This window comes from Streptomyces sp. NPDC026589, from assembly GCF_040638385.1.
Classification (GTDB): domain Bacteria; phylum Actinomycetota; class Actinomycetes; order Streptomycetales; family Streptomycetaceae; genus Streptomyces.
In genome coordinates this window covers 82,944-105,952 of sequence record NZ_JBEZYG010000013.1, presented here as the reverse complement: position 1 = coordinate 105,952, position 23,009 = coordinate 82,944, and the positions used below count along the sequence as shown (strand labels likewise).

22 protein-coding genes and 2 pseudogenes are annotated in these 23,009 nt (G+C 71.4%); 16 read left to right on the top strand and 8 right to left on the bottom strand.

Translation table 11 applies throughout. From position 1 onward, the window contains the following. Nucleotides 1–71: 71 nt before the first annotated feature. From AB0F29_RS22770 to AB0F29_RS22720, 11 genes and pseudogenes are all read left to right on the top strand, one after another. Nucleotides 72–1,769 carry a nitrite/sulfite reductase gene (locus tag AB0F29_RS22770; RefSeq protein ID WP_361874689.1) on the top strand — a complete coding sequence of 566 codons (1,698 nt, stop codon included), beginning with the start codon at nucleotides 72–74 and terminating at the stop codon, nucleotides 1,767–1,769. Next, a complete protein-coding gene (locus AB0F29_RS22765) occupies nucleotides 1,766–1,945 on the top strand; it encodes a hypothetical protein (RefSeq protein ID WP_018956813.1) in 180 nt (59 codons plus the stop codon). The genes AB0F29_RS22770 and AB0F29_RS22765 overlap by 4 nt, the downstream gene beginning before the upstream one ends. Next, on the top strand, nucleotides 1,942–2,658 hold the full coding sequence (locus tag AB0F29_RS22760; protein WP_361874686.1) for a phosphoadenylyl-sulfate reductase: 717 nt from the start codon (nucleotides 1,942–1,944) through the stop codon (nucleotides 2,656–2,658). The genes AB0F29_RS22765 and AB0F29_RS22760 overlap by 4 nt, the downstream gene beginning before the upstream one ends. Next, entirely contained in the window at nucleotides 2,658–3,227 is a 570-nt protein-coding gene (gene cysC, locus AB0F29_RS22755) for an adenylyl-sulfate kinase (RefSeq protein ID WP_078625707.1), read from the top strand. Before AB0F29_RS22760 ends, cysC begins: the two co-directional genes overlap by 1 nt. Next, complete coding sequence (gene cysD, locus AB0F29_RS22750; RefSeq protein ID WP_018956816.1) at nucleotides 3,224–4,159, top strand: sulfate adenylyltransferase subunit CysD; 936 nt, start codon at nucleotides 3,224–3,226, stop codon at nucleotides 4,157–4,159. The genes cysC and cysD overlap by 4 nt, the downstream gene beginning before the upstream one ends. A 2-nt stretch (nucleotides 4,160–4,161) precedes the next feature. Then, nucleotides 4,162–5,508 (top strand): GTP-binding protein, encoded by a 1,347-nt coding sequence (locus tag AB0F29_RS22745; RefSeq protein WP_361874683.1) that lies wholly within the window; start codon nucleotides 4,162–4,164, stop codon nucleotides 5,506–5,508. Nucleotides 5,509–5,736: 228 nt separating this feature from the next. After that, the gene (locus AB0F29_RS22740) at nucleotides 5,737–6,852 is read left to right on the top strand and encodes an aliphatic sulfonate ABC transporter substrate-binding protein (protein ID WP_361874681.1); all 1,116 of its coding nucleotides are present in this window, start codon (nucleotides 5,737–5,739) and stop codon (nucleotides 6,850–6,852) included. Nucleotides 6,853–6,900: 48 nt separating this feature from the next. After that, the gene (locus AB0F29_RS22735; RefSeq protein ID WP_018956819.1) at nucleotides 6,901–7,692 is read left to right on the top strand and encodes an ABC transporter ATP-binding protein; all 792 of its coding nucleotides are present in this window, start codon (nucleotides 6,901–6,903) and stop codon (nucleotides 7,690–7,692) included. Continuing rightward, nucleotides 7,679–8,605 carry an ABC transporter permease gene (locus tag AB0F29_RS22730; protein WP_265598458.1) on the top strand — a complete coding sequence of 309 codons (927 nt, stop codon included), beginning with the start codon at nucleotides 7,679–7,681 and terminating at the stop codon, nucleotides 8,603–8,605. Before AB0F29_RS22735 ends, AB0F29_RS22730 begins: the two co-directional genes overlap by 14 nt. 8 nt (nucleotides 8,606–8,613) lie before the next feature. Then, nucleotides 8,614–9,378 carry a sirohydrochlorin chelatase gene (locus AB0F29_RS22725; RefSeq protein ID WP_361874679.1) on the top strand — a complete coding sequence of 255 codons (765 nt, stop codon included), beginning with the start codon at nucleotides 8,614–8,616 and terminating at the stop codon, nucleotides 9,376–9,378. 173 nt (nucleotides 9,379–9,551) lie between these two features. Then, nucleotides 9,552–10,372: pseudogene (locus AB0F29_RS22720) on the top strand (class I SAM-dependent methyltransferase). 79 nt (nucleotides 10,373–10,451) lie between these two features. Here the strand turns inward: AB0F29_RS22720 and AB0F29_RS22715 are convergent. After that, nucleotides 10,452–10,949, bottom strand: a pseudogene (locus AB0F29_RS22715) (hypothetical protein); the annotation flags it as partial. Nucleotides 10,950–11,014: 65 nt separating this feature from the next. Here AB0F29_RS22715 and AB0F29_RS22710 point away from each other — a divergent pair. Further along, nucleotides 11,015–11,245, top strand: coding sequence for a DUF2283 domain-containing protein (locus AB0F29_RS22710; RefSeq protein WP_361874677.1), 231 nt, complete (start codon nucleotides 11,015–11,017; stop codon nucleotides 11,243–11,245). A 39-nt stretch (nucleotides 11,246–11,284) separates the two neighbouring features. Here the strand turns inward: AB0F29_RS22710 and AB0F29_RS22705 are convergent, their stop codons facing one another. From AB0F29_RS22705 to AB0F29_RS22675, 7 genes are all read right to left on the bottom strand, one after another. Next, a complete protein-coding gene (locus AB0F29_RS22705) occupies nucleotides 11,285–11,692 on the bottom strand; it encodes a nuclear transport factor 2 family protein (protein WP_361874675.1) in 408 nt (135 codons plus the stop codon). After that, complete coding sequence (locus AB0F29_RS22700; RefSeq protein ID WP_361874674.1) at nucleotides 11,685–12,233, bottom strand: DUF1697 domain-containing protein; 549 nt, start codon at nucleotides 12,231–12,233, stop codon at nucleotides 11,685–11,687. The genes AB0F29_RS22705 and AB0F29_RS22700 overlap by 8 nt, the downstream gene beginning before the upstream one ends. Nucleotides 12,234–12,471: 238 nt before the next feature. Then, the gene (locus AB0F29_RS22695) at nucleotides 12,472–13,674 is read right to left on the bottom strand and encodes a S8 family serine peptidase (protein WP_361874672.1); all 1,203 of its coding nucleotides are present in this window, start codon (nucleotides 13,672–13,674) and stop codon (nucleotides 12,472–12,474) included. Nucleotides 13,675–14,240: 566 nt separating this feature from the next. After that, nucleotides 14,241–15,440, bottom strand: a complete 1,200-nt coding sequence (mgt, locus tag AB0F29_RS22690) for a macrolide-inactivating glycosyltransferase (protein ID WP_361874670.1) — start codon at nucleotides 15,438–15,440, stop codon at nucleotides 14,241–14,243. A 56-nt stretch (nucleotides 15,441–15,496) separates the two neighbouring features. After that, nucleotides 15,497–16,795 (bottom strand): sugar ABC transporter substrate-binding protein, encoded by a 1,299-nt coding sequence (locus AB0F29_RS22685; RefSeq protein WP_361874668.1) that lies wholly within the window; start codon nucleotides 16,793–16,795, stop codon nucleotides 15,497–15,499. Then, a complete protein-coding gene (locus AB0F29_RS22680) occupies nucleotides 16,795–17,694 on the bottom strand; it encodes a carbohydrate ABC transporter permease (protein WP_361874666.1) in 900 nt (299 codons plus the stop codon). Before AB0F29_RS22680 ends, AB0F29_RS22685 begins: the two co-directional genes overlap by 1 nt. Before the next feature lie 11 nt (nucleotides 17,695–17,705). After that, a complete protein-coding gene (locus AB0F29_RS22675) occupies nucleotides 17,706–18,719 on the bottom strand; it encodes a sugar ABC transporter permease (RefSeq protein WP_361874664.1) in 1,014 nt (337 codons plus the stop codon). Between the two features lie 142 nt (nucleotides 18,720–18,861). On the opposite strand from AB0F29_RS22675, the gene AB0F29_RS22670 reads away from it, so the two are divergent. The 4 genes from AB0F29_RS22670 (at nucleotide 18,862) to AB0F29_RS22655 (ending at nucleotide 22,967) form a co-directional block, all read left to right on the top strand. Further along, nucleotides 18,862–19,728 carry an aminoglycoside phosphotransferase family protein gene (locus tag AB0F29_RS22670; RefSeq protein WP_361874662.1) on the top strand — a complete coding sequence of 289 codons (867 nt, stop codon included), beginning with the start codon at nucleotides 18,862–18,864 and terminating at the stop codon, nucleotides 19,726–19,728. Nucleotides 19,729–19,825: 97 nt separating this feature from the next. After that, complete coding sequence (locus AB0F29_RS22665) at nucleotides 19,826–20,923, top strand: sugar diacid recognition domain-containing protein (RefSeq protein ID WP_361874661.1); 1,098 nt, start codon at nucleotides 19,826–19,828, stop codon at nucleotides 20,921–20,923. Nucleotides 20,924–21,095: 172 nt separating this feature from the next. Continuing rightward, nucleotides 21,096–22,523 (top strand): GntP family permease, encoded by a 1,428-nt coding sequence (locus AB0F29_RS22660; RefSeq protein ID WP_361874659.1) that lies wholly within the window; start codon nucleotides 21,096–21,098, stop codon nucleotides 22,521–22,523. A 90-nt stretch (nucleotides 22,524–22,613) separates the two neighbouring features. Continuing rightward, on the top strand, nucleotides 22,614–22,967 hold the full coding sequence (locus AB0F29_RS22655) for a DUF4333 domain-containing protein (RefSeq protein ID WP_018956834.1): 354 nt from the start codon (nucleotides 22,614–22,616) through the stop codon (nucleotides 22,965–22,967). The last annotated feature ends 42 nt before the right edge of the window (nucleotides 22,968–23,009 follow it).

The following is a 23,009-nucleotide window of genomic DNA, read 5'->3' as shown; positions in this document are numbered from 1 at the left end:
CGCACCGCCGCGCCTCTGCGCGAGTGTGCCGCTCAGAGCCGCCCTCCCGCAGTCCCGAAGGACGTATTGTCATGGCCGCTACCCCGGAACAGCCTGCGACCACCACGCCCCGCCGCAAGGCCGGACGCCACCGCGGCGAGGGCCAGTGGGCCGTGGGCCACCACACCCCCCTGAACGGGAACGAGCAGTTCAAGAAGGACGACGACGGTCTCAACGTACGGACACGTATTGAGACGATCTACTCCAAGCGCGGCTTCGACTCCATCGACCCGAACGACCTGCGCGGACGCATGCGCTGGTGGGGGCTGTACACCCAGCGCAAGCCCGGCATCGACGGCGGCAAGACGGCTGTGCTGGAGCCGGAGGAGCTGGACGACGAGTTCTTCATGCTGCGCGTCCGCATCGACGGCGGCCGGCTGACCACCCAGCAGCTGCGGGTGATCGGGGAGATCTCGCAGGAGTTCGCGCGAGGCACCGCCGACCTCACCGACCGGCAGAACGTGCAGTACCACTGGATCCGCATCGAGGACGTGCCGGAGATCTGGCGGCGGCTCGAAGAGGTGGGCCTGTCCACCACCGAGGCCTGCGGTGACACGCCCCGCACCATCCTCGGCTCGCCCGTGGCGGGCGTCGCGGAGAACGAGATCATCGACGGCACGCCCGCCATCGACGAGATCCAGCGGCGGTTCATCGGCAACCCCGACTTCTCCAACCTGCCCCGTAAGTTCAAGACGGCGATCTCGGGCTCCCCGCACCTGGACGTGGCGCACGAGATCAACGACATCGCCTTCGTCGGCGTGAACCACCCGGAGCACGGACCCGGCTTCGACCTCTGGGTCGGCGGCGGTCTCTCCACCAACCCGAAGCTCGGGGTGCGGCTCGGCGCCTGGGTGCCGCTGGACGAGGTGCCCGACGTGTACGGCGGGGTCATCGCGATCTTCCGCGACTACGGCTACCGGCGGCTGCGCACCCGCGCCCGTCTGAAGTTCCTGGTCGCGGACTGGGGTCCGGAGAAGTTCCGCCAGGTCCTCCAGGACGAGTACCTGAAGCGTGAGCTGATCGACGGCCCCGCGCCCGAGGAGCCCGCCCAGACCTGGCGCGACCACCTCGGGGTGCACCGGCAGCAGGACGGCCGTTTCTACGTCGGCTTCGCCGCGCGGGTCGGCCGGGTCGACGGATCCACGCTCACCAAGATCGCCGAGCTGGCCGACGCGCACGGCTCCGGCCGGGTGCGGACCACCGCCGAGCAGAAGATGATCGTGCTCGACGTGGCCGAGGAGCAGGTGGAGTCCCTGGTCTCCGGGCTGGAGGCGCTCGACCTCAAGGTCACCCCGTCCCCGTTCCGGCGCGGCACGATGGCCTGCACCGGCATCGAGTTCTGCAAGCTGGCGATCGTCGAGACGAAGGCGCGCGGCGCCGCCCTCATCGACGAACTGGAGCGCCGCATCCCGGAGTTCGACCACCCGATCACCATCAACATCAACGGCTGCCCGAACGCCTGCGCCCGCATCCAGGTCGCGGACATCGGTCTCAAGGGCCAGTTGATGCTGGACGAGAGCGGCAACCAGGTCGAGGGCTACCAGGTGCACCTCGGCGGGGCGCTCGGCCTGGAGGCGGGGTTCGGCCGCAAGGTCCGCGGCCTGAAGGTCACTTCGGCCGAACTGCCCGACTACGTCGAGCGGGTGCTCGGCCGCTTCCAGGAGGAGCGCGAGGACGGCGAGCGCTTCGCGACCTGGGCGGCCCGGGCCAGTGCGGAGTCGCTGTCATGAGCGAGCGAGCCGCCCCGTTCCACTGCCCGTACTGCGGCGACGAGGACCTGCGTCCCAACGAGACCGGTCACGGCGCCTGGGAATGTGCTTCCTGCAACCGTGCGTTCCAGCTGAAGTTCCTGGGTCTGCTGGCCCGGGGCGTTCGGCGCAACGACGGTGAGGGAGACGGGATATGACGGACGCTCTGCTGATCGGACAACTCGGCGACGAGGACCTCCGGGATCTGGCCGAGGAGGCCGGACGGGAGCTGGAGGACGCCTCAGCGTCCACGATCCTGAAGTGGGCGACCGAGACCTTCGGGCCGCGCTTCTGCGTCACCTCCTCGATGGAGGACGCCGTGGTCGCGCATCTGGCGTCGCGGGTGATGCCGGGCGTGGACGTGGTCTTCCTGGACACCGGCTACCACTTCCCGGAGACCATCGGGACCCGGGACGCGGTGGACGCGGTGATGGACGTCAACGTCATCACGCTCACCCCCCGGCGCACCGTGGCCGAGCAGGACGCCGAGCACGGCGAGAGGCTGCACGACCGCGACCCCGACCTGTGCTGCGCGCTGCGCAAGGTCAAGCCGTTGGAGGACGGCCTGACCGCGTACGCCGCGTGGGCGACGGGCCTGCGCCGCGACGAGTCCCCGACCCGGGCGAACACCCCGGTCGTCGGCTGGGACGCCAGGCGCCGCAAGGTGAAGGTCTCCCCCATCGCCCGCTGGACCCAGGACGACGTGGACGCCTACGTCGCCGAGCACGGGGTGCTCACCAACCCGCTGCTGATGGACGGTTACGCCTCCGTCGGCTGCGCGCCCTGCACCCGCCGGGTGCTGGAGGGCGAGGACGCACGGGCCGGCCGCTGGGCCGGACGGGGCAAGACCGAATGCGGGCTGCACGGCTGATGACGACTGATCAGGAGAGTTCGATGAGCGTGACGGAGACGGGAGCCACGATCTGGCTGACCGGTCTGCCGAGCGCGGGCAAGACCACCATCGCGTACGAGCTGGCGGGCCGGCTGCGGACCGAGGGACACCGGGTGGAGGTGCTCGACGGCGACGAGATCCGCGAGTTCCTCTCCGCGGGCCTCGGCTTCTCCCGCGAGGACCGGCACACCAACGTGGCCCGGATCGGCTTCGTCGCCGAACTGCTCGCCGCCAACGGCGTGAAGGTGCTGGTCCCCGTCATCGCCCCGTTCGCCGACAGCCGCGAGGCCGTCCGCAAGCGGCACGCCACCGAGTCCACCACGTATCTGGAGGTGCACGTCGCGACCCCCGTGGAGGTGTGCTCCGTACGCGATGTGAAGGGGCTGTACGCCAAGCAGGCGGCCGGCGAGATCAGCGGTCTCACCGGGGTCGACGACCCCTACGAGGCGCCCGAATCACCCGACCTGCGGATCGAGTCGCACCAGCAGACCGTGCAGGAGTCCGCAGCGGCGCTCCACGCGCTGCTCACCGAGAGGGGCCTGGCGTGAGCACCGTCGCCACCGTGCCGGAAGGCACCGTCAACCCGTACGCGCTCAGCCACCTGGACTCCCTGGAGTCGGAGGCGGTCCACATCTTCCGTGAGGTGGCGGGAGAGTTCGAGCGGCCGGTGATCCTGTTCTCCGGCGGCAAGGACTCCATCGTGATGCTGCACCTGGCGCTCAAGGCGTTCGCGCCCGCGCCGGTGCCGTTCACCCTGCTGCACGTGGACACCGGGCACAACTTCCCCGAGGTCCTGGAGTACCGCGACCGCACGGTGAAGAAGCACGGGCTGCGGCTGCACGTCGCCTCCGTGCAGGAGTACATCGACGCCGGGAAGCTCCGCGAGCGCCCCGACGGCACCCGCAACCCGCTCCAGACGGTCCCGCTCACCGAGGCGATCCAGCAGCACCGCTTCGACGCGGTCTTCGGCGGCGGGCGGCGCGACGAGGAGAAGGCGCGCGCCAAGGAGCGGGTCTTCTCGCTGCGCGACGAGTTCTCCCAGTGGGACCCGCGCCGTCAGCGGCCCGAGCTGTGGCAGCTCTACAACGGCCGGCACGCCCCGGGCGAGCACGTCCGGGTCTTCCCGATCTCCAACTGGACCGAGCTGGACGTCTGGCAGTACATCGAGCGCGAGGGGATCGAGCTCCCGGAGATCTACTTCGCCCATGAGCGCGAGGTCTTCGACCGCAACGGCATGTGGCTGACCGCCGGGCACTGGGGCGGCCCCAAGGAGCACGAGTCCACCCAGACCCGTCTGGTGCGCTACCGCACGGTCGGCGACATGTCCTGCACCGGCGCCGTCGACTCCGACGCCACCACGCTGGACGCCGTGATCACCGAGATCGCCGCCTCCCGGCTCACCGAGCGGGGTGCGACCCGCGCCGACGACAAGATGTCCGAGGCCGCGATGGAAGACCGCAAGCGCGAGGGGTACTTCTAACCATGACCACGACAACCGAGCAGTTCGCCGACGTGTCGGCCACCACCCTGCTGCGCTTCGCCACGGCCGGGTCGGTCGACGACGGCAAGTCCACCCTCGTGGGACGCCTGCTGCACGACTCCAAGTCGATCCTCACCGACCAGCTGGAGGCCGTCGAGCAGGCCTCGCTGAAACGGGGTCAGGAAGCGCCGGACCTGGCGCTGCTGACCGACGGGCTGCGGGCCGAGCGCGAGCAGGGCATCACCATCGACGTCGCCTACCGCTACTTCGCCACCGCCCGCCGCCGGTTCATCCTCGCCGACACCCCGGGCCATGTGCAGTACACCCGCAACATGGTGACCGGCGCCTCCACGGCGGAGCTGGCCGTGGTCTTGGTGGACGCCCGCAACGGCGTCGTCGAGCAGACCCGCCGGCACGCCGCCGTCGCCGCGCTGCTGCGCGTCCCGCACGTGGTGCTGGCGGTCAACAAGATGGACCTGGTCGACTACGCGGAGCCCGTGTTCGCCTCGATAGCCGAGGAGTTCACCGCGTACGCCGCCTCGCTCGGCGTCCCGGAGATCACCGCGATCCCGATCTCGGCGCTGGCCGGGGACAACGTGGTGGAGCCCTCCGCGCACATGGACTGGTACGGCGGGCCGACCGTCCTGGAGCACCTGGAGACGGTGCCGGTCAGCCACGACCTCACCGCCTGCCACGCGCGCTTCCCCGTGCAGTACGTGATCCGCCCGCAGAGCGCCGAGCACCCCGACTACCGGGGCTACGCCGGTCAGATCGCGGCCGGTGTGTTCCGGGTCGGCGAGTCCGTCGCCGTGCTCCCCTCGGGTCGCACCACCACCATCACGGGCATCGACGCGCTCGGGGAGAGCGTCGACATCGCCTGGGCCCCGCAGTCGGTGACGCTCCGGCTGGCCGACGACATCGACATCTCGCGGGGCGACCTGATCGCCCCGGCCGACGACTCCCCCGCCGTCACGCAGGATGTCGAGGCGACCGTCTGCCACGTCGCCGACCAGCCGCTCTCGGTGGGCCAGCGGGTGCTGATCAAGCACACCACCCGCACGGTCAAGGCGATCGTCAAGGACATCCCCTCCCGGCTCACCCTGGACGACCTCTCCCAGCACCCGGCCCCCGGGCAGCTGGTCGCCAACGACATCGGCCGGGTCGTCGTGCGCACCGCCGAACCACTCGCGCTCGACGCCTACGCCGACTCCCGGCGCACCGGTTCGTTCCTCCTGATCGACCCGGCGGACGGTACGACGCTGAGCGCCGGCATGGCGGGCGCCTCGTTCGCCGCGGTCGCCGAAGCCGCCGCCCCGGCCGCCGACGACGACACCGAGTGGGACTTCTGATGACCACCGACTTCTTCTCCACCTTCGCGAAGGAGGGCGGCCGGGTCGGCAGCGGCGCCCTCGGCAGCGGTCAGGGCGGGGTCGGGCGATGTGCGTGATGACGTACGCGCACCGCTCGCGCGCCCTCCCGCACCGTCCGTACCGCCGAAGACCTGCCGACCTCCCGGCCACGCCCCCCTGACCAGACAGCGGGACGTGAGCGCCGGGCCAACGAGAGGAAAGCCTCCCGTGCCTGCCCCCCGTTCCACCGTTCGCCGCTCCATCGCCGCCGTCGCGGCGCTGCCCCTGCTCGCCCTGGCGGCCACCGCCTGCGGCTACGGCTCCGAGGCCAAGGACGACGACGCCAAGAAGGCGAACGTCTCCGCCAAGGGGAAGAAGCTCTCCACGGACACCGTGAAGATCGGCTACTTCCCGAACCTCACGCACGCCACCGCCCTGGTCGGCATCCAGGAAGGCACCATCCAGAAGGAACTGGGCGGCACCCAGGTCGAGTCCACGACCTTCAACGCGGGCCCCTCCGAGATCGAGGCGCTGAACGCCGGCTCCATCGACATCGGCTTCATCGGCCCCTCCCCCTCCATCAACGGCTTCAGCAAGTCCCAGGGCAAGGGACTGCGGATCATCTCCGGCTCGGCCTCCGGCGGGGTGAAGCTGGTCGTCAACCCGGACAAGATCAAGACCCTGGACGACCTCAAGGGCAAGAAGATCGCCACACCGCAGCTCGGCAACACCCAGGACGTGGCCTTCCTCAACTGGATCTCCGAGAAGGGCTGGAAGGTCGACGCCCAGAGCGGCAAGGGCGACGTCTCCGTGGTCCGCTCGGACAACAAGGTGACGCCCGACGCCTACAGGTCCGGTGACCTGGACGGTGCCTGGGTGCCCGAGCCGACCGCGTCCAAGCTGGTCTCCGAGGGCGCGAAGGTGCTCCTCGACGAGAAGGACCTGTGGCCGGACAAGAAGTTCGTGATCACGAACATCATCGTGTCGCAGAAGTTCCTCGACGAGCACCCGGACGTGGTCGAGGCGGTGCTGAAGGGTTCGGTCGCCACCAACAAGTGGATCAACGCCAACCCCGAAGAGGCGAAGGCGTCCGCCAACAAGGCGCTGGAGGCCCTGAGCGGCAAGCCGCTGCCCGAGAAGATCCTCGACCCGGCGTGGGAGTCCATCGAGATCACCGACGACCCGCTGGCCGCCACGCTCAAGACACAGGCAGGGCACTCGGTGAAGTCCGGTCTGCTCAAGGAGCCGGACCTCCAGGGCATCTACGACCTGGGCCCGCTGAACAAGATCCTCAAGGCCGAGGGCCGGCCCGAGGTCGCCGACGCCGGTCTCGGCGTCAAGTAACCCCGCCCATCCGTACCAGGACGTAAGGATCCCCAGGAGGTGACGACCATGGCGACCACCACCCTCACCAAGGCCGAGGACCGTACGACGGTCGAGCACGCCGCCCGTCTCGCGCATGTCTCGAAGTCCTTCGCCGGGCCCACCGGTCAGCAGCTCGTCCTGGACGACATCACGCTCGATGTCGCGCCGGGCGAGTTCGTCACCCTCCTGGGAGCCTCCGGGTGCGGAAAGTCGACGCTGCTCAATCTGGTGGCCGGACTCGACCGCCCGTCCAAGGGGTCCATCGAGACCCCCGGCGGGCGGCCGGCCCTGATGTTCCAGGAGCACGCCCTCTTCCCGTGGCTGACCGCGGGCAAGAACATCGAACTGGCCCTGCGGCTGCGCGGGGTGCCCAAGTCCGAGCGGCGCACCGAGGCTGAACGGCTGCTCGAACTCGTCCGCCTGGGCGGGGCGTACGGCAAGCGGGTGCACGAGCTGTCCGGTGGTATGCGGCAGCGCGTCGCGATGGCCCGCGCCCTCGCCCAGGACAGTCAACTGCTGCTGATGGACGAGCCGTTCGCGGCGCTCGACGCCATCACCCGCGATGTGCTGCACGACGAGCTCACCCGGATCTGGCGGGAGACGAACGCCTCGGTCCTCTTCGTCACGCACAACGTGCGCGAGGCCGTACGGCTCGCCCAGCGCGTCGTGCTGCTCTCGTCCCGGCCGGGCCGGATCGCCAGGGAGTGGACGGTCGACATCGAGCAGCCGCGCCGTATCGAGGACACCGCCGTCGCGGAGCTGTCCGTCGAGATCACCGAAGAACTGCGTGGGGAGATCCGCCGACATGGCCAGCACTGACATCACGTCGAGCCGGAAGCGGCCGGACGAGTCGGCCGGACCGGGCGGCGCGAAGCCCGACGATCTGGCGGGCCTGGAGGCCGGGCTCGACGCCCTGGACGCCGTGCAGATCAACCGCACCCCGGTGCGCGAGGTCCTGCTGCGCAAGGTGCTGCCGCCGGTCGTGGCGGTGGCGCTCGTCCTGGTGATCTGGGAGCTGCTTGTCCGCGCCCAGGTCACGGAGGTCTACAAGCTGCCGCCGCCCTCCGCGGTGTGGAACAGCGCGCGGGAGATGTGGCTCGCGGGCACGCTGCTGGAGGTCGTCTGGACCAGCGTCTCGCGCGGTCTGCTCGGCTTCCTCCTCGCGGTCGCCATCGGTACGCCGCTGGGGCTGCTGGTCGCCCGGGTGAAGCTGATCCGGGCCGCGATCGGCCCGATCCTGTCCGGGCTCCAGTCGCTGCCGTCGGTGGCGTGGGTGGCCCCGGCGGTGATCTGGCTCGGGCTGAACGACCAGATGATGTTCGCGGTGATCCTGCTGGGCGCGGTGCCCTCGATCGCCAACGGGCTGGTCTCCGGTGTCGACCAGGTGCCGCCGCTGTTCCTCCGGGCCGGCCGCACGCTGGGCGCGACCGGGCTGCGCGGGACCTGGCACATCGTGCTCCCGGCGGCGCTGCCCGGCTATCTGGCGGGCCTCAAGCAGGGCTGGGCGTTCTCCTGGCGCTCGCTGATGGCGGCCGAGATCATCGCCTCCTCACCCGAACTGGGTCTGGGGCTCGGGCAGTTGCTGGAGAACGGCCGCAGCAACTTCGACATGCCCGGGATCTTCCTCTCGATCCTGCTCATCCTGTTCGTCGGCATCGCCATCGACCTGCTCATCTTCAGTCCGCTGGAGCGGTGGGTACTGCGCAGCCGCGGTCTCCTCGTCAAGAACTGAGCCCTCCCATGACGCACCCCACGCTCCTCGTCATCGCCCACGGAAGCCGCGACCCGCGGCACGCCGCGACCGTGCACGCGCTCACCGAGCGGGTCCGGGCCGAGCGGCCGGGGCTGCGCGTGGAGACCGCGTACCTGGAGTTCAACGCCCCTTCCGTTCCTCGGGTGCTGGAGCGCCTGGCGGCGGCGGGGGCGGACGAGGTCGTCGCCCTTCCGCTGCTGCTCACCCGGGCGTTCCACGCCAAGACCGACATCCCCTCGGTCCTGCGCGAGGCCCGCGCCCGGCTGCCACGGCTGAACATCCGGCAGGCCGACGTGCTCGGCCCGTCCCCGCTGCTGAACGCCACGCTGGGGCGGCGGCTGCGGGAGGCCGGGATCCGTCCCGGCGACATCCCCCGGACCGGGCTCGTCCTGGCCTCGGCGGGATCCACAGACCCGGAGGCGATCGCAGTGATCGCTGAAATCGCGCGGGAGCTGCGGCACACCGGTTGGTGCGCCGTGCGGCCTGCGTTCGCCTCCGCTGTTCATCCCGGTGGCATCTCCCGCACCGAGGACGCGGTGAGGGCCCTGCGCGCCGACGGGGTGCGCCGGGTGGCGGTGGCCCCGTACGTCATCGCGCCCGGCCGGCTCCCCGACCGCATCGCGGTGGGCGCCGAGGTGGCCGGGGCTGACGTACTGGCCGATGTGCTGGGCCCCGCACCGGAGTTGGCGCGGCTGCTGCTGGACCGGTACGACGAGGCGCGGGTGACGGAGCGGGCCTCGCTGTCGGCGTGAGGTCCGGGAACGGCCGCCGTGGTGTTCCGTCCGGGTCAGCCGGCCGACCGGAGCCGCGACTCGTCCGCGCGGGCCGCGGCACCACGCGGTGCCCGGGAAACCGGAGGCACCGCTGCCCGCGCGTCTCCTGTTCATCGGGCCGCACCGACCTGTCGAGTATCACCAAGGACTCCGTGAACCGCTCCGATCTCCCCGCCAGGGCTCCCTCGCTCGCGGCCGGCATGGCCGCCGCCGATCACAGCCCGGCCGACCAGCTCGTCCAGACGCGCCATCGCGCCACGCTCGTGGCGAGCTGGGACATCGTGCCCGGATCGACCGTCCTGGAACTGGGCTGCGGTCAGGGTGACATGACCGCTGTCCTGGCAGAGGCGGTCGGGCCCGAGGGGCGCGTGGTGGCCATCGACGTGGCCGGCCCCTCCTACGGGTCACCGGTCACGCTCGGGGAATCGGCGGGCCGGCTCGCGGCGGGCCCTCTCGGGCCCCGCATCGACTTCCGTTTCGGCACCGACGTCCTCGACCCCTCGGTCGACTTCCCCGACCGTGCTTTCGACCATGTGGTGCTCGCGCACTGTTCCTGGTACTTCGCCTCGCTCGGGCAGCTGCGGGACACCCTGGCCCGGGCGCGGCGGTGGGCGCGGCAGCTGTGGTTCACCGAGTGGGACTTGACGCCCGGGTCCGGCGACCAGCTGGCGCACCTCCTCTCCGTGCTGATCCAGGGGCAGATCGAGGCCGCGGGATCAGCACGGCCGGGGCAACGTCCGCACGCCCTTCTCGCGTGAGGAGCTGCTGCGGCTCCTGCCCGCGGCCGGCTGGTCGGCCGAAGGCAGCCGGCCAGGTCGCCGCCTGTCTCGACCTGGCCGGATCGAAGGAGCGCCTGGCGTCGCTGCCCGAGCCGGTTCGCCGGCTCGTCCTCAGCCAGGCGGACGTCCTCCGGGCCCTTGCCGCGCCGGGCGGCAATCGCCCGCTCGCCGCGTATGCGGTCACGGCGCGCTGACATACGGCTCAGGGGTGGCGAACGAGCGGCCCTGCCTTCCGGCCTCGACCGATGTCGGCTCGCGGGCGGCCCCGGCCGGTCAGTCGTAGGAGAGGCCGCCGGACCGGGCGCGCTTGAGCTCGAGGAAACCCGGGTGGTTCGCGAGGACCCGGAAGCTGTCGAAGAGTTCGGCCGCCTCCGCGCCGCGCGGGATCGTGTTGAGGACCGGGCCGAACCAGACCGTGCCGTCGACGTGGATCGTCGGCGTGCCCACGTACGCGCCCTGCCCCGGGTCCTTGCCCGCGTCGTGGCCGCGGGCCACCTCGTCGTCGTACGCCGTGGAGTGTGCCGCTTCCGCCAGCTCGGCCGGCAGGCCCAGCTCGGCGAGCGAGGCGACGGTCACGGCGTCGAAGTCCTCGTCCTTGTGCTGGTGGATGCGGGTGCCGAGCGCGGTGTAGAGGTCCCGCAGGACTCCGTCGCCGTGGGCGGCGGCCGTCGGGCGAGCGTCTTTCGCGGCCGGTCCGGCTCCGGCGGTTCCGGCGCTGTCCGCGCCCGCGAGCGGGGCCGACCGGGAGATGTCCTGCCGCTCATCGACGTCGTAGCCTCTCCCTGAGGACCAGGGCCCGATACCGCGGGCCGGAGAAGAGTGGGAAGGGCCGAACCATGCGGGTCGAGTACGACGCGTCGACGAATATGGCGTACCTCTACCTGGTCGACAGCATCGGCCCGGGAGAAGCCGTCCGGCAGGTACCCGCCGAGGACGACTCGGCGGTACTCGACTACGACGCACACGGACGGCTCCTGGGTATCGAGCTTTCCAGCGCCACACGCCGGTTGCACCCGGAACTGCTGGCCGGCGCGGAGAAGACCGGCGGCGAGCCGCGCACGCGGTGATGGCCCGCCATGGCCGTGCGGCGGGACGCGGCCCGGAGATCAGACCTCGGTGAAAGGGCCGTCGTGGGGGCCGCCGGGCGGGCCGTCGTCGAACGGTGTGGCCTGGTGGAAGTAGAGCCGCCACCCCAGCGGGGTCAGCCGCCACAGGGAACTGCGGTGCGAGTGGACCCCCTTGGATTCGGTGTCGAAGGTGAGGTGCACCAGGTCGGCGCAGAGCTGCGCCCCTCGCATGCGGGAGGCGGTGAGCGGGCCGGGGCGTGGCGCGTCGTCGGCGGTGAGCGAGGCGATGATCGTCTCCCGGGTCCAGAGCCGACCGCTGGTGCCGATCTCCCGGAACTCGGGGTGCAGCAGCGAGGCGAGGCGCTCGGCGGAGGCCCGTACCACCGGGTCCAGCAGGCGCAGCTCGCCCTCGATCGCCGCGGCCACGGCGGGCGACGGCTCAGCCACGGGTCAGCTCCACGAGTTTCGCCACGGTGTTCCAGTTGCGGCTGGTGGCGGTGAGGCCCTTGACGTGGCGGGGGCGTCCCAGCGCGACCGCCAGCTTGGAGCGGCCGAGTCCGTCGGGGGCGTACAGGTACAGACAGCGGTCGCCGAGCCGGAACTCCTCCGGCAGGAAGTCCCCGGCTTCCAGGCCCGCGAAGCGGTCCGCGTCCACAGGCCGGTCGAAGAAGGTGGCGTGGAGCTGCTTGCCCTCCAGCTCGGCCGCGGGGAAGGGGCAGGCCCGGGCGACGGCGGCGAGATAGGCGGCGTCGCGGACGAGGCAGTCGACGGCGAATCCGAGCCGCCGGTGCAGGGCCTTCTCCAGGGCGGCGGCCAGCAGGTCCTCGTCGTCGGTCTCGCTCCGGAAGACGGCGTTGCCGCTCTGCAGGTGGGTGGCGATGCCGGTGTGCCCCAGTTCGGTGAGCACGGTGCGCAGTTCGGGCATGGGGACCCTCTTGCGGCCGCTCACGTTGATGCCCCGCAGCAGCGCCGCGTACGTCGTCGTCATGGCCACTCACTCTAGGCCCTCACCCGCGGATCCGGCCGGATTGGCCGGATTGGCCGGATTGGCCGGATCGGGGAGCGAGGCCCTGGCGACCGGGGAGCAAGGCCCGGGCGATGGTCGCGGTCGGCCGGATACGACGTGGCCGCCGCGCCCCGTGGGGGAGAGCGCGGCGGCCGCTGTGCTCGGGGCCGGGCGGCGGGGGTGTGACCACCGCCGCCCGGCGTCCGGTCGGAACGGGGTACTACTCGACGACCTTGAGGAGCTTGTTGGCCGTGCCCTCGGTGGCGTTGCTGATGGCGTCCGGGGTGGCTCCCTCGGTGAGCGCCGTGGCGACGGCCTCCGGGGTCGCGCCCTGGTTGCCCGCCAGGTAGACGGCGGCCGCGCCGACGACGTGCGGGGTGGCCATGGACGTACCCGAGATGGTGTTGGTGCCGGTGTCGCTGTCGTTCCAGGTGGACGTGATGTCCGAGCCCGGGGCGTAGATGTCGACGACCGGGCCGTAGTTGGAGAACGACGACTGCTCGTCGGCCTCCGTGGACGAGGCGACGGTGATCGCCTCGGGGACGCGGGAGGGCGAGCCCTGCCCGGCGTCGCTGGACTCGTTGCCGGCGGCCACACCGAAGGTGATGCCCGCGGCGATGGCCTTCTGCACGGCCTCGTCGAGGGCGGGGTCGGCTCCGCCGCCGAGGCTCATGTTGGCGACGGACGGGCCCTTGGCGTTGGCGGCGACCCAGTCGATCCCGGCGATGACCTGCTCGGTGGTGCCCGAGCCGTTGTCGTCCAGGACGCGGACGGCCACGATGTTCGCCTTCTTGGCGACGCCGTGCGCTGCCCCGGCTATGGTGCCCGCCACGTGGGTGCCGTGCCCGTTGCCGTCGTCGGCGTCGTCGTCGTTGTCGACGGCGTCGAAGCCGGAGGTGGCCCGGCCCTCGAAGTCCTCGTGGGTGACGCGGACACCGGTGTCGATGACGTACGCGGTGACGCCCTCGCCGCCGGCGTCCGGGTAGGTGTAGGCGTTGTCGCCCGCGGTCTCGGTCTGGTCGATCCGGTCCAGACCCCATGACGGCGGGTTGTCCTGGGTGGCGTCGATGCTGAACTTCTTGTTCTGCACCACCTTGGCGACGGCCGGGTCGGCGGCGAGGCGCTTGGCCTCGGTCTCCGAAAGGCCGCTGGCGGAGAAGCCGTCGATGCTGGAGGAGTAGGAGCGCTTGAGCTTGCCGCCGTACTCCTTCGCGAGCTCGGACTTGTCGGCCTTCTTCTCGTCCAGCATCACGATGTAGCTGCCGGACACCGCGGTCGCGGCGTCCGCGCCGTAGACCGTGCCCATGGGAGCCGGTGCGGCTCCGGCGAACGAGGTGCCGAGAAGGGTGACTCCGGCGGCGGCCGCCACGGCGGTGATCGCGGCGGTCAGCTTGGTGCGACGGGTGCGCTGGTGCTTGGCCATGAAGAGGGGTCTCCTCGTCAAACTCTGTGGGGGGATTGGCCCTCGGCCGGAAGATCTCCGGGGGCTGGCTCGAAACCCTGACCGATTGACGAGCACAGATCAAGGCCTGCATGAGGGTGTGACTTGCTCAACAAGGTTCCGTAATAAGAAATCGGCCATGGCCGGTCACACGGGCCGCGGAGAGCCGACCGCTGTCCGGGCCGCCCGGATCGACCGGCCCCGGACCGCCCCGCGAGCACGCACCGCCTCGCATATCGCCTGCTCAGAGCCGCACTTGAAGCGTCGGACACCGACCGTCCGGCCGCTACCGGGGCGCCGCCGGGGCCGGTGGGGCGGGAGTGACCGGACGTGAAGACTCGTGAAGGTCCGTGAAGGTGTGCGCGAGAGGGGTGAACACCCGGCCCCTGGTGTGAAATCGCGAGGGCGTGCGTGCAGATGCGCCGACCGGACCCGGCGCGACAGAGGCTTCACAGAGCCGAAAAACGGACGTCCCGCCCCGGAGAACCGCTGGTCGCGGCAGTCGGGGCGGGACGGAGAACGTCCGGATAGCGCTCAGGCGATTCCGCTCAGCGCGACAGTTGGGCCTCGATGAGGTCGGCGGCCCGCGGGGTGCCACCCTCCCGCGCCATCTGCTCGCTCAGCCGCTCGCACCGGGCGGCCACTTCGGGGTCGTTCACCAGAGCCAGCACGGCCTCGCGCAGGCTCGCGGCGTCGGCCTCCTCCATCGGGAGGTGCCGGGCCACCCCCAGCGACTGGAGCATGTCCGCGTTGCCGAACTGGTCGACGGCCTGGGGGACGGCGACCATCGGGGTGCCGGTGGCGAGCCCCTCCTGGCTCCCGCCCGCGCCGGCGTGGGTGATGAAGGCGTCGGCCTGCTTGAGGACGGCCAGCTGCGGCACCCAGGTGCGTACCTCCACATTGCCCGGTACGTCTCCGAGTTCGGCGGGGTCGACGTGGGCGCCGATCTGGAGCACCACGTGCCAGCCCGGCAGGCCGCGAGAGGCCTCGACGCACTCCCGGTAGAACGCGGGCTGCTTGGTGAACGAGGAGCCCAGCGACACCAGGAGCACCTTCTCCGCCCCGGCGGGCCGGGCCCACTCCCCCTGGTCCGCGCGGTCGCCCTGACAGGCCCCGACGAAGGTGTACATCTCGCGGTTCACCCGGTCCGCGTTCGGCTGGAGCGCCTCGGGGATCAGCACGATGCCGAAGCGCGGGCGGGCCACGAAGTCGTCGCTGGGAACATGGCCGAGGCCGTTCTCGGCGAGCCAGTCGTCGAAGCGCGCGTAGTACGCCTTGCCGCGCTCGGTCTGCTTCAGCTCGGCGGTCATCGGCTCGCCGACCTCCTGCTCGTATCCGTCCCAGGGGACCAGGTTGGGCCAGAGGGAGACGGCGGGAACGCCCCAGCGGTGGGCAAGGACCCGGGCGGGGTAGGAGGTGATGTCGTGCAGGACGAGGTCGGGCTCGTCGCCCGCGAAGGCCTCGGCGAGCTGCGGGAGCGCCTGGAGCGCGTCGTCGAGGAAGGGTTCGATGTTGTCGATCAGCTCGGTGCCCCAGGCATCGGGGTCGTCGTCGGTCGGCAGGGTCGAGGTGTAGATCACCGGCCGGGCGCCGGTGGCGGCGACCTTTTCGGCGAAGGAGGCCGGGATGGCGTAGCTGACGCGGTGTCCACGGTCGACGAGTTCGCGGATGACGTCGAGGCTCGGGTTCACATGTCCGTGGGCGGCGATGGAGAACATGGCGATGTGGGCACGCGGGGATTCCGTCATGCCGCACACCCTAGGCGAGACGAGACGTCTCGTGCAACCTGTTTCCCTGGCCGGGATCAGCGCTGGTAGCGGGCCAGCACCCGGTTTCCGTCGTCGACCAGCCGTTTCCGCAGCTCGTCGGTGTCGATCGCGCCGCTGTAGTACTCCTGGAGGGCGGGGGTGGCCACCTTGTCCTTCCACTCGGGGTAGCCGCGCACCGACTGGGCGGGTGCCGGGCGCAGCCCCCGCGCGAGCGCGGTGCCGACGGCCCAGCCGTGCTCGCTCCCCCGCAGCGACGGGTCGGCCAGGGCCTCCGTACCGGTGGGCAGCATCCAGTCGCCCCGGGCGAGGCGCACCATGTTCGGGGGGCGCAGCAGGAAGTCGATGAACGCGACGGCCTCCTTCTTGTGCGGGCTCTCCTCGGCGACCGACAGCGTCTGCGGGCTCACGCCCTGGACCGCGCCGCCGGCGCCCGCGGGCATCGGCAGAACCGTCCAGTCGAACCCCTCGGGGGCCTGCTGGATGATCTGCTGGCGGTAGGAGAAGCCGAGCGGGAGCATCGCGTACTTGCCGCCGAAGAACCCGGGCAGCGCGTCCGACCCGCCCATGCCCAGCGCGCCGCGGGCCGCGCTCCCGTCGGTGTTGACCTGGTCGCGGATGGTGCCGGTCACCACGCCGTCGCCCGGCTCGAAGCGCAGGACCGCCTTGCCGTCGTCGTCGCGGTGGAAGAGCTGTCCGCCGCCGGACAGGCCCAGGTTGAGTGTGACGGAGACCGGCTCTTTCAGCGGCCAGGCGACCCCGTACCGCCCTTTGCCCGTCAGCTCGTCGGTGACCTGCCGGAACTCCTTCCAGCTCCAGGGGCGCTCCGGGGTCGGGACGCGCGCGCCCGAGTCCTTCAGCAGCTTCGTGTTGGCGATCAGCACCCGGGGCTCCTGGAGGAAAGGCACCCCGTACACGCCCTCGCCGAACGTGGTGGTGCGCCAGGACTGTTCGGGGATGTCGGCCTTGAGCCGGTCGGGGAGAAGGGGGCGCAGGTCGGCGAGGTAGCCCCCGTACGCGAAGTCGGCCAGGTCGTCGGAGGCGTCGTGGATGACGTCGGGGGCCTCGCCGCCCTCGAAGGAGGTGAGCAGCTGGTCGTGGACGCTGTCCCAGGTGCCCTGGACGTAGTCCACCTGGACATCGGGATGGGCCGCGTTCCACTCCTTCACCAGTTGCTTGTTGGCGTCGACGGACTCCTTCTGCCAGGCCAGCGACTGGAACCGGAGCCGGATCGTGCCGTCCGCGTCCCGCCCGTCGTCGCCGTCGCCGGAGCAGCCGGTGAGCAGCAGGGCCAGTACGGCGACGGCGGTCGCCGCCCGCCGGGCCGCGGCGCGCATCAGTTCTTCACCGCCCCGGCCGTCATCCCGCCGGTGATCCGCCGCTGGATGAAAGCGAAGAGGACGAGGGAGGGGAGTGTGGCGAGGAAGGCGGCCGCGGCGAGGGGGCCGAGGTCGGCCACGCCCTCCGCGCCGAGGAAGTGGGTGAGGACGACCGGCAAGGTCTGCTTCTCCGGGGTCTTGAGCAGGACGAGCGCGAAGAAGAACTCGTTCCATGCGGTGATGAACGCGAACAGCGCGGTGGCGACGATCCCGGGGGCGAGCAGCGGGGCCACGACCGAGACGAGCGTCCGTACGCGGCCCGCCCCGTCGACGGCGGCGGCCTCCTCCAGCTCGGTCGGCACGGCCCGTACGTATCCGGCGAGCATCCACAGCGCGAAGGGCAGCGACCAGACGACGTAGACCATGATCAGCCCCCACAGGGTGTTGATCAGGTGCAGGTTCTTCAGGATCAGGAAGAGCGGGATGATCACCAGGACGAACGGGAACGCCTGGCTGACGACCACCCAGCCGGTCGCGGCGGCGGCGAGCCGGCCCCGGTGGCGGGCCATCACATAGGCCATCGGGGTGGCGATCACGACGGCGATCACGGCCGCGCCGACGGCGGCGATCAGGGAGTTGGCGGCGGCCTGGAGCAGCGGCTGCTCGTCGAAGGCCTGCCGGAAGTTGTCCAGGGTGGGCTGCTCGGGGATCCAGGTGGGGTGGAGCGAGCCCAGTTCGCGGGCGGGTTTGAAGGCGGTCGAGATCAGCCACACGAACGGGAACGCGAGGAAGACCAGATACGCCAGGAGTGCCAGGTACTGAGCGGCCCGCGCGGACGCGCTGGTGCGCAGGCCGGTCGGCTCCCGCCCCGCCGGTCCACGCCTCGCGGACCCGGCCCCCGCCGGCTTCCGCCCCATCGGTCCGCGCCTCATCGGTCCTCGCCTCCCCTGAGCCGGCCGACGAGGTGGACGGCGAGGAGCACGGAGATCACCGCGACCATCACGAAGCCCATCGCCGCGGCGTACCCGAACTGCCCGTACCGGAAGGCCTCCTCGTAGGCGAAGAGCATCGGCAGCCGGGTCCGGCCGCCGGGTCCGCCACTGGTCAGGACGTAGACCAGGGCGAAGGAGTTGAAGTTCCAGATCAGGTTGAGCGCGGAGATCGCGAGCGCGATCGGTTTCAGCGCGGGCCAGGTGACGGTACGGAAACGCCGCCACGCGCCCGCTCCGTCCAGGGCGGCCGCCTCGTGCAGTTCGCGCGGGGTGTTCTGGAGTCCGGCGAGCAGGGCCACGGTGGTCTGGGGCATGCCCGCCCAGATGCCGACGAGGATCACGGCGGGCAGCGCGGTGGCGAGGCCGGTCAGCCAGTCCCGGCCGTCGCCGAGTCCGAGGTCGCGGACGGTCTCGTTGAGGATGCCGGCGTCCGGGTTGTAGACGAGCCGCCACATGATGCCGACGACGACCTCGGGCATCGCCCAGGGGATGATCGCCAGCGCCCGGGCCAGCCAGCGCATCCGCAGGTTCTGGTTGAGCAGCAGGGCGAGGCCGAGCGCCAGCAGGAACTGCGGGACGGTGACGCCCACGGCCCAGAGCAGGCCGATCCGGAACGAGTCCCAGAACAGGGTGTCGTGCAGCAGGTCCTGGAAATTCAGGGTGCCGATCCACTGGGTGGAGCGGGTGCGACCGGACTGCGCGTCGGTGAAGGCGAGAGCGAGGCCGTAGAGCAGCGGTCCGACGCTGAGGAGCAGGATCGGAATGAGCGCGGGCAGCACCAGGAACCAGGCGGCCCGGTCCCCGAACGCCTTGCGTTCCGGTCGGCCCGGCCGTCCCGGGCGGCCGGAGCCCCCCGCGCGTCCGCCCCGCCCGCCCTGCCCGTCCGGTCCGGTGCGCCCGCTGTGCGGGTCGTCAGGTCCGGGCCGCTTCGCCGCGGTCACCGATGTCACGAAGTAGACCCCTTTGCCCCGTATCTCCCTGATGCGGCTGAGACGGACTTCATCCCGTTCCTCCTGCCCGGGAGGCCTCCGTCATCGTGCTGACGGGGCATCGGTTCGTCAAGGTGGCCTGCGGGGATGCAAAATCGCACCCATGGACGAGATGCGAGCGCGCGAGGTGCTGACGGCCGCCGGCGTTCCCGGCGCGGCTGAGCTGCTCGCGCTGGGCGAGAACGCGGTCTTCGCCGCCGGCGACCTGGTGATCAAGGTCGGCCGGGACGCCACCGGCCACCCCGAGCTGCGCGAGCGGGCGGAGCGGGAGGTGGCCCTCGCCGACTGGCTCGCCGCGTCCGGCGTCCCGGCCGTCCGCGCGGCCGAGCGGGGGCCGCGCCTGGTCGAGGGCCACCCCGTGACGCTGTGGCACCGGCTTCCCGACCCCGTACGCCCCGCCGAGCCGCGCGACCTCGCACCGCTGCTCTCCCTGGTGCACGCGCTGCCCGCCCCGGTCGGCTTCACCCTGCCGCGCCGCGAGCTGCTGGGCGGCGTGGAGCGCTGGCTGAGCCTGGCGGGAGAGGCGATCGACCCGGCGGACGCCGACTACCTCCGCGAGCGCCGCGACGGCTTCGCGGCCGCGGCCGCCGCGCTCGTTCCGCATCTGCCGCCGGGACCGATCCACGGCGACGCGCTCCCGCGCAACGTCCACGTCGGGCCCGACGGCCCGGTCCTGGTCGACCTGGAGACGTTCTCCGCCGATCTGCGCGAGCACGACCTGGTCGTTCTCGCCCTCTCCCGCGACCGCTACGGCCTCGACCCCGCCGCCTACGACGCCTTCACCTCCGCGTACGGCTGGGACGTCCGGGAGTGGGAGGGGTGCGCGGTGCTGCGCGGCGCCCGGGAGACGGCCAGCTGCGCCTGGGTCTCCCAGCACGCCCCGGCCAACCCGAAGGCGCTCGCCGAATTCCGCCGTCGGGTGGCATCGCTGCGCGAGGGGGACGCGGCGGTTCGGTGGTATCCGTTCTAGCGCTCGACGACTCCCGTGGTTCCGGTTCAGGTGCCAGTACCGGTTCAGGTTCCGGTTCCGGTTCCGGTTCCGGCAGGGTCGGCGACGGGAGGACCGGATGATGGACGGCGTCGCGGCTCAGGCCATCGTGGGCGACATCGTCGATCGGCTCGGCGTCCGGGTGAACGTCATGGACGATCACGGCATCATCATCGCCAGCAGCGACCGGTCCAGGGTGGGCAGCCTCCACGAGGGGGCGCTGCGTGTGCTGCGGACGGGGCGGCTGTTCGCCGTCACCAGCGAAGAGGCCCACGCCCTGACGGGGACGCTCGCCGGAGTCAATCTGCCGTTGCGGCTCGGCGACGAGATCGTGGGCGTCGTCGGTGTGAGCGGCGACCCCGCGCGTGTGGGCGAGATCGCCCGGGCCATCGCGAGGATGGCCGAACTCATGGTCGCTCAGCAGGCGTTCCTCGGAGAGGCCGGCTGGCGCCACCGCGTGCGGTTGCAGCTGATCGAGGACCTGCGCACCGGAGGTCTGACCGGGGCGGGCTGGCGGCAGCGGCAGCAGCTCGCGGGCTGCCGGGTGGAGCCTCCGTACCACCTGTTCGTGATCGACGGCGTGACGTCACGGCCCGGCCGCGGCCCCCTGGGCGATCCGGAGGACCCCGCGGAGCGGTACCGCCGGCTGGAGGCGGACGAGGCCGCCACCATCATCGCGCCGGACACGAACGGCGTCCTGTGGGTGGTGGCCGGCGGGTCCGCCGGAGTCGGGCTGCGGCACCGGATCTCGCTGCTGTGCCGGGCGGAGAGCGACATCGGATGCCTGGACGCGGGGCGCGCCGATGACTTCCCGACGCTCCTCGAACGGGCCGCGCAGGCCGGGTTCGCGCTGCGGCGGCGGCTGCGCGGTGTGGTGCACCTGTCCAGTCTGGAGCTGCCGGTCCTCCTCGCCAGGCTCGACCCCGGGACCCGGCGCGGTGCGGCGGCACGCATCGTGGGGGCGCTGCCCGAGGAGCTGCGCCACACCCTGCGGGTGTACTTCACGCACGACCGGAACGTGGGCGACGCCGCGACCGCTCTGAACGTCCACCGCAACACCCTGGCCTACCGCCTCGGACGCGTGGAGCACCTCACCGGCCGCGACCCGCGCGCCTTCCAGGACGCGGTGGTCCTCCAGGTCGCGCTGCACCTGCAGGAGCTGTCCGAGCCGGAGTGACCGGGATGTCGAGGTTCCTTCCGCGGGCGCTTGTGCACATGCACAGAGACGCCCGGCCAGGACCGGGGGAACTTCGTCTGCCGAGCCGATGTCCCACGGGTGGGGCGATTCCTACAGTGCTCTCACGGACCGTTCGTTTCCCGAGTGTTCCGGTTTCCACCCAAGGAGTCCCATGAGCACCGCAGGACCGTCCCTGCTCGTCGCCCTCGCGATAAGCATCGTCTTGATCATCGTTCTGTGCGGCCGGTTCCGGCTGCACCCCTTCCTGGCCATCGTCATCGCCACGTACGGCTTCGGCCTCGCGGCGATGGGCATCGGGGCGGCGACCGGGGCGGACAAACCCTTCGTCGACGACCTCGGAGCCACCATCGCCGAGGGGTTCGGCTCCATTCTGGCCAGTATCGGCCTGGTGATTCTGTTCGGGACGATCATCGGCAAGGTCCTGGAGCGCACGGGTGCGGCGGTCACCCTCGCCGAGGCCGTGCTCAAGGTCGTGGGCAAACGGCATCCGGCGCTCGCCATGTCGGTCATGGGCTGGGTCGTCTCCATTCCCGTGTTCTGCGACTCCGGCTACGTGGTGCTGTCCCCGCTCCAGCGGTCGATCGCCCGCAGGACCGGCAAGAACCCGGTCGTCCTGGGCACGGCGCTGGCCACCGGCCTGTACGCGTCGCACACCTTCGTACCGCCCACGCCGGGTCCCATCGCCGCGGCGGGGAACGTGGGCATCGGGTCGGACGGACTGGTGTGGGTCATCCTCTTCAGCATCCCGGTCTCGTTGGTCGCCGCGCTGGCCGGACTGGTCTGGGCCCTGCGTCGCACCCAGGACATGCGGAGTTCGCTGCCCGACGTCGAGGAGTCCTTCGAGGAGTACAAGGAGCAGTTCGAGCGGCTTCCGGGGCTCGGCCGGGCGCTGGCTCCGATCCTCGTCCCGATCGTCCTGATGGCCACCGGCTCGGTCGCGGCCTTCCCCTCGGGTGACTCCACGCTCGTCGACGGCGCCCTCGGAGCCCTGCTCACGGACCTGGGCTCCCCGGTCAACGCCCTGCTGATCGGTGTCGTCCTGGCACTCGCGCTGCTCCCGCCGCGGCGGGACGCCAAGGCGCTCACCACCTGGGTCGCCGAGGGCCTGGTCGACGCGGCGCCGATTCTCGTCATCACCGGGGCGGGCGGCGCGTTCGGCGCGGTGATCAAGGGGACGCCGCTGGCCGACTACATCGGCACCCTCATCGGGGACGGCTCGGCGCTGAGGGGAGTGACCGCCCTCCTGGTGCTGTTCGGGATCGCGGCGCTTCTCAAGACCGCGCAGGGCAGCAGCACCGCCGCGCTCATCATCACCTCCACCCTCGCCCACCCGCTGCTGCCCACGCTGGGCCTGGACGGAACGCTCGGCTCGATCCCCATCGGCCAGGTGATGGCGGTGCTGGCGATCGGCGCCGGCGCCATGGTGGTGAGCCATGTCAACGACTCGTACTTCTGGGTCGTCACCCAGTTCTCCGGAATGGACGTCAAGACCGCGTACCGGGCGCACACGGCGGCCACCCTGGTCCAGGGCCTCAGTGCGCTGGCCGCCGTACTCGTGCTCGGCGCCGTGCTGCTCTGAACGGCCGACGCCCTCCGGCGGCCTGCCGGCCGCACGGTGCCACGTATGCTTCCGCCGACTGTCCCGCACCATGCGAACCGGAGCCTTCCCATGCCCATGGCCCGCTCGACCGCAGTGACATGGAGCCTCTCGGCCCTGGCCGCCGGAGCGCTGCTCGTCGGCTGCTCGGCCTCGGCCAGTGTGGGGAGTTCCGAGTCGAAGCTGTCCAAGGACAAGCTGTCCGCCACGGTCGCGAAGAAGCTCGCCGAGACGACGGGCCAGCCGGAACCGGACGTCACGTGCCCCGAGGACCTCGCCGGGAAGGTCGGCACCGAGACCCGCTGCACCCTCACGGCGGGCGACGGCAGCACCCTGGGCGTGACGGCCACCGTCACCTCGGTCGACGGCGATCAGATCAACTTCGACATCGAGGCGGACGACAAGGCCTCCCCCGCCGCGAACTGACGCGGGGGGCTTCCGTCCCGCCCGCCCCGGCTCAGCGGCTGC

Bases quoted from the DNA above. Each gene is read 5' to 3' on its own strand.
- AB0F29_RS22770 (WP_361874689.1), top strand. From the start codon at position 72: ATGGCCGCTACCCCGGAACAGCCTGCGACCACCACGCCCCGCCGCAAG.
- AB0F29_RS22765 (WP_018956813.1), top strand. From the start codon at position 1,766: ATGAGCGAGCGAGCCGCCCCGTTCCACTGCCCGTACTGCGGCGACGAG.
- AB0F29_RS22760 (WP_361874686.1), top strand. From the start codon at position 1,942: ATGACGGACGCTCTGCTGATCGGACAACTCGGCGACGAGGACCTCCGG.
- cysC (WP_078625707.1), top strand. From the start codon at position 2,658: ATGACGACTGATCAGGAGAGTTCGATGAGCGTGACGGAGACGGGAGCC.
- AB0F29_RS22745 (WP_361874683.1), top strand. From the start codon at position 4,162: ATGACCACGACAACCGAGCAGTTCGCCGACGTGTCGGCCACCACCCTG.
- AB0F29_RS22735 (WP_018956819.1), top strand. From the start codon at position 6,901: ATGGCGACCACCACCCTCACCAAGGCCGAGGACCGTACGACGGTCGAG.
- AB0F29_RS22730 (WP_265598458.1), top strand. From the start codon at position 7,679: ATGGCCAGCACTGACATCACGTCGAGCCGGAAGCGGCCGGACGAGTCG.
- AB0F29_RS22725 (WP_361874679.1), top strand. From the start codon at position 8,614: ATGACGCACCCCACGCTCCTCGTCATCGCCCACGGAAGCCGCGACCCG.
- AB0F29_RS22710 (WP_361874677.1), top strand. From the start codon at position 11,015: ATGCGGGTCGAGTACGACGCGTCGACGAATATGGCGTACCTCTACCTG.
- AB0F29_RS22700 (WP_361874674.1), bottom strand. From the start codon at position 12,233: ATGACGACGACGTACGCGGCGCTGCTGCGGGGCATCAACGTGAGCGGC.
- AB0F29_RS22695 (WP_361874672.1), bottom strand. From the start codon at position 13,674: ATGGCCAAGCACCAGCGCACCCGTCGCACCAAGCTGACCGCCGCGATC.
- mgt (WP_361874670.1), bottom strand. From the start codon at position 15,440: ATGACGGAATCCCCGCGTGCCCACATCGCCATGTTCTCCATCGCCGCC.
- AB0F29_RS22685 (WP_361874668.1), bottom strand. From the start codon at position 16,795: ATGCGCGCCGCGGCCCGGCGGGCGGCGACCGCCGTCGCCGTACTGGCC.
- AB0F29_RS22680 (WP_361874666.1), bottom strand. From the start codon at position 17,694: ATGGGGCGGAAGCCGGCGGGGGCCGGGTCCGCGAGGCGTGGACCGGCG.
- AB0F29_RS22670 (WP_361874662.1), top strand. From the start codon at position 18,862: ATGGACGAGATGCGAGCGCGCGAGGTGCTGACGGCCGCCGGCGTTCCC.
- AB0F29_RS22665 (WP_361874661.1), top strand. From the start codon at position 19,826: ATGATGGACGGCGTCGCGGCTCAGGCCATCGTGGGCGACATCGTCGAT.
- AB0F29_RS22660 (WP_361874659.1), top strand. From the start codon at position 21,096: ATGAGCACCGCAGGACCGTCCCTGCTCGTCGCCCTCGCGATAAGCATC.
- AB0F29_RS22655 (WP_018956834.1), top strand. From the start codon at position 22,614: ATGCCCATGGCCCGCTCGACCGCAGTGACATGGAGCCTCTCGGCCCTG.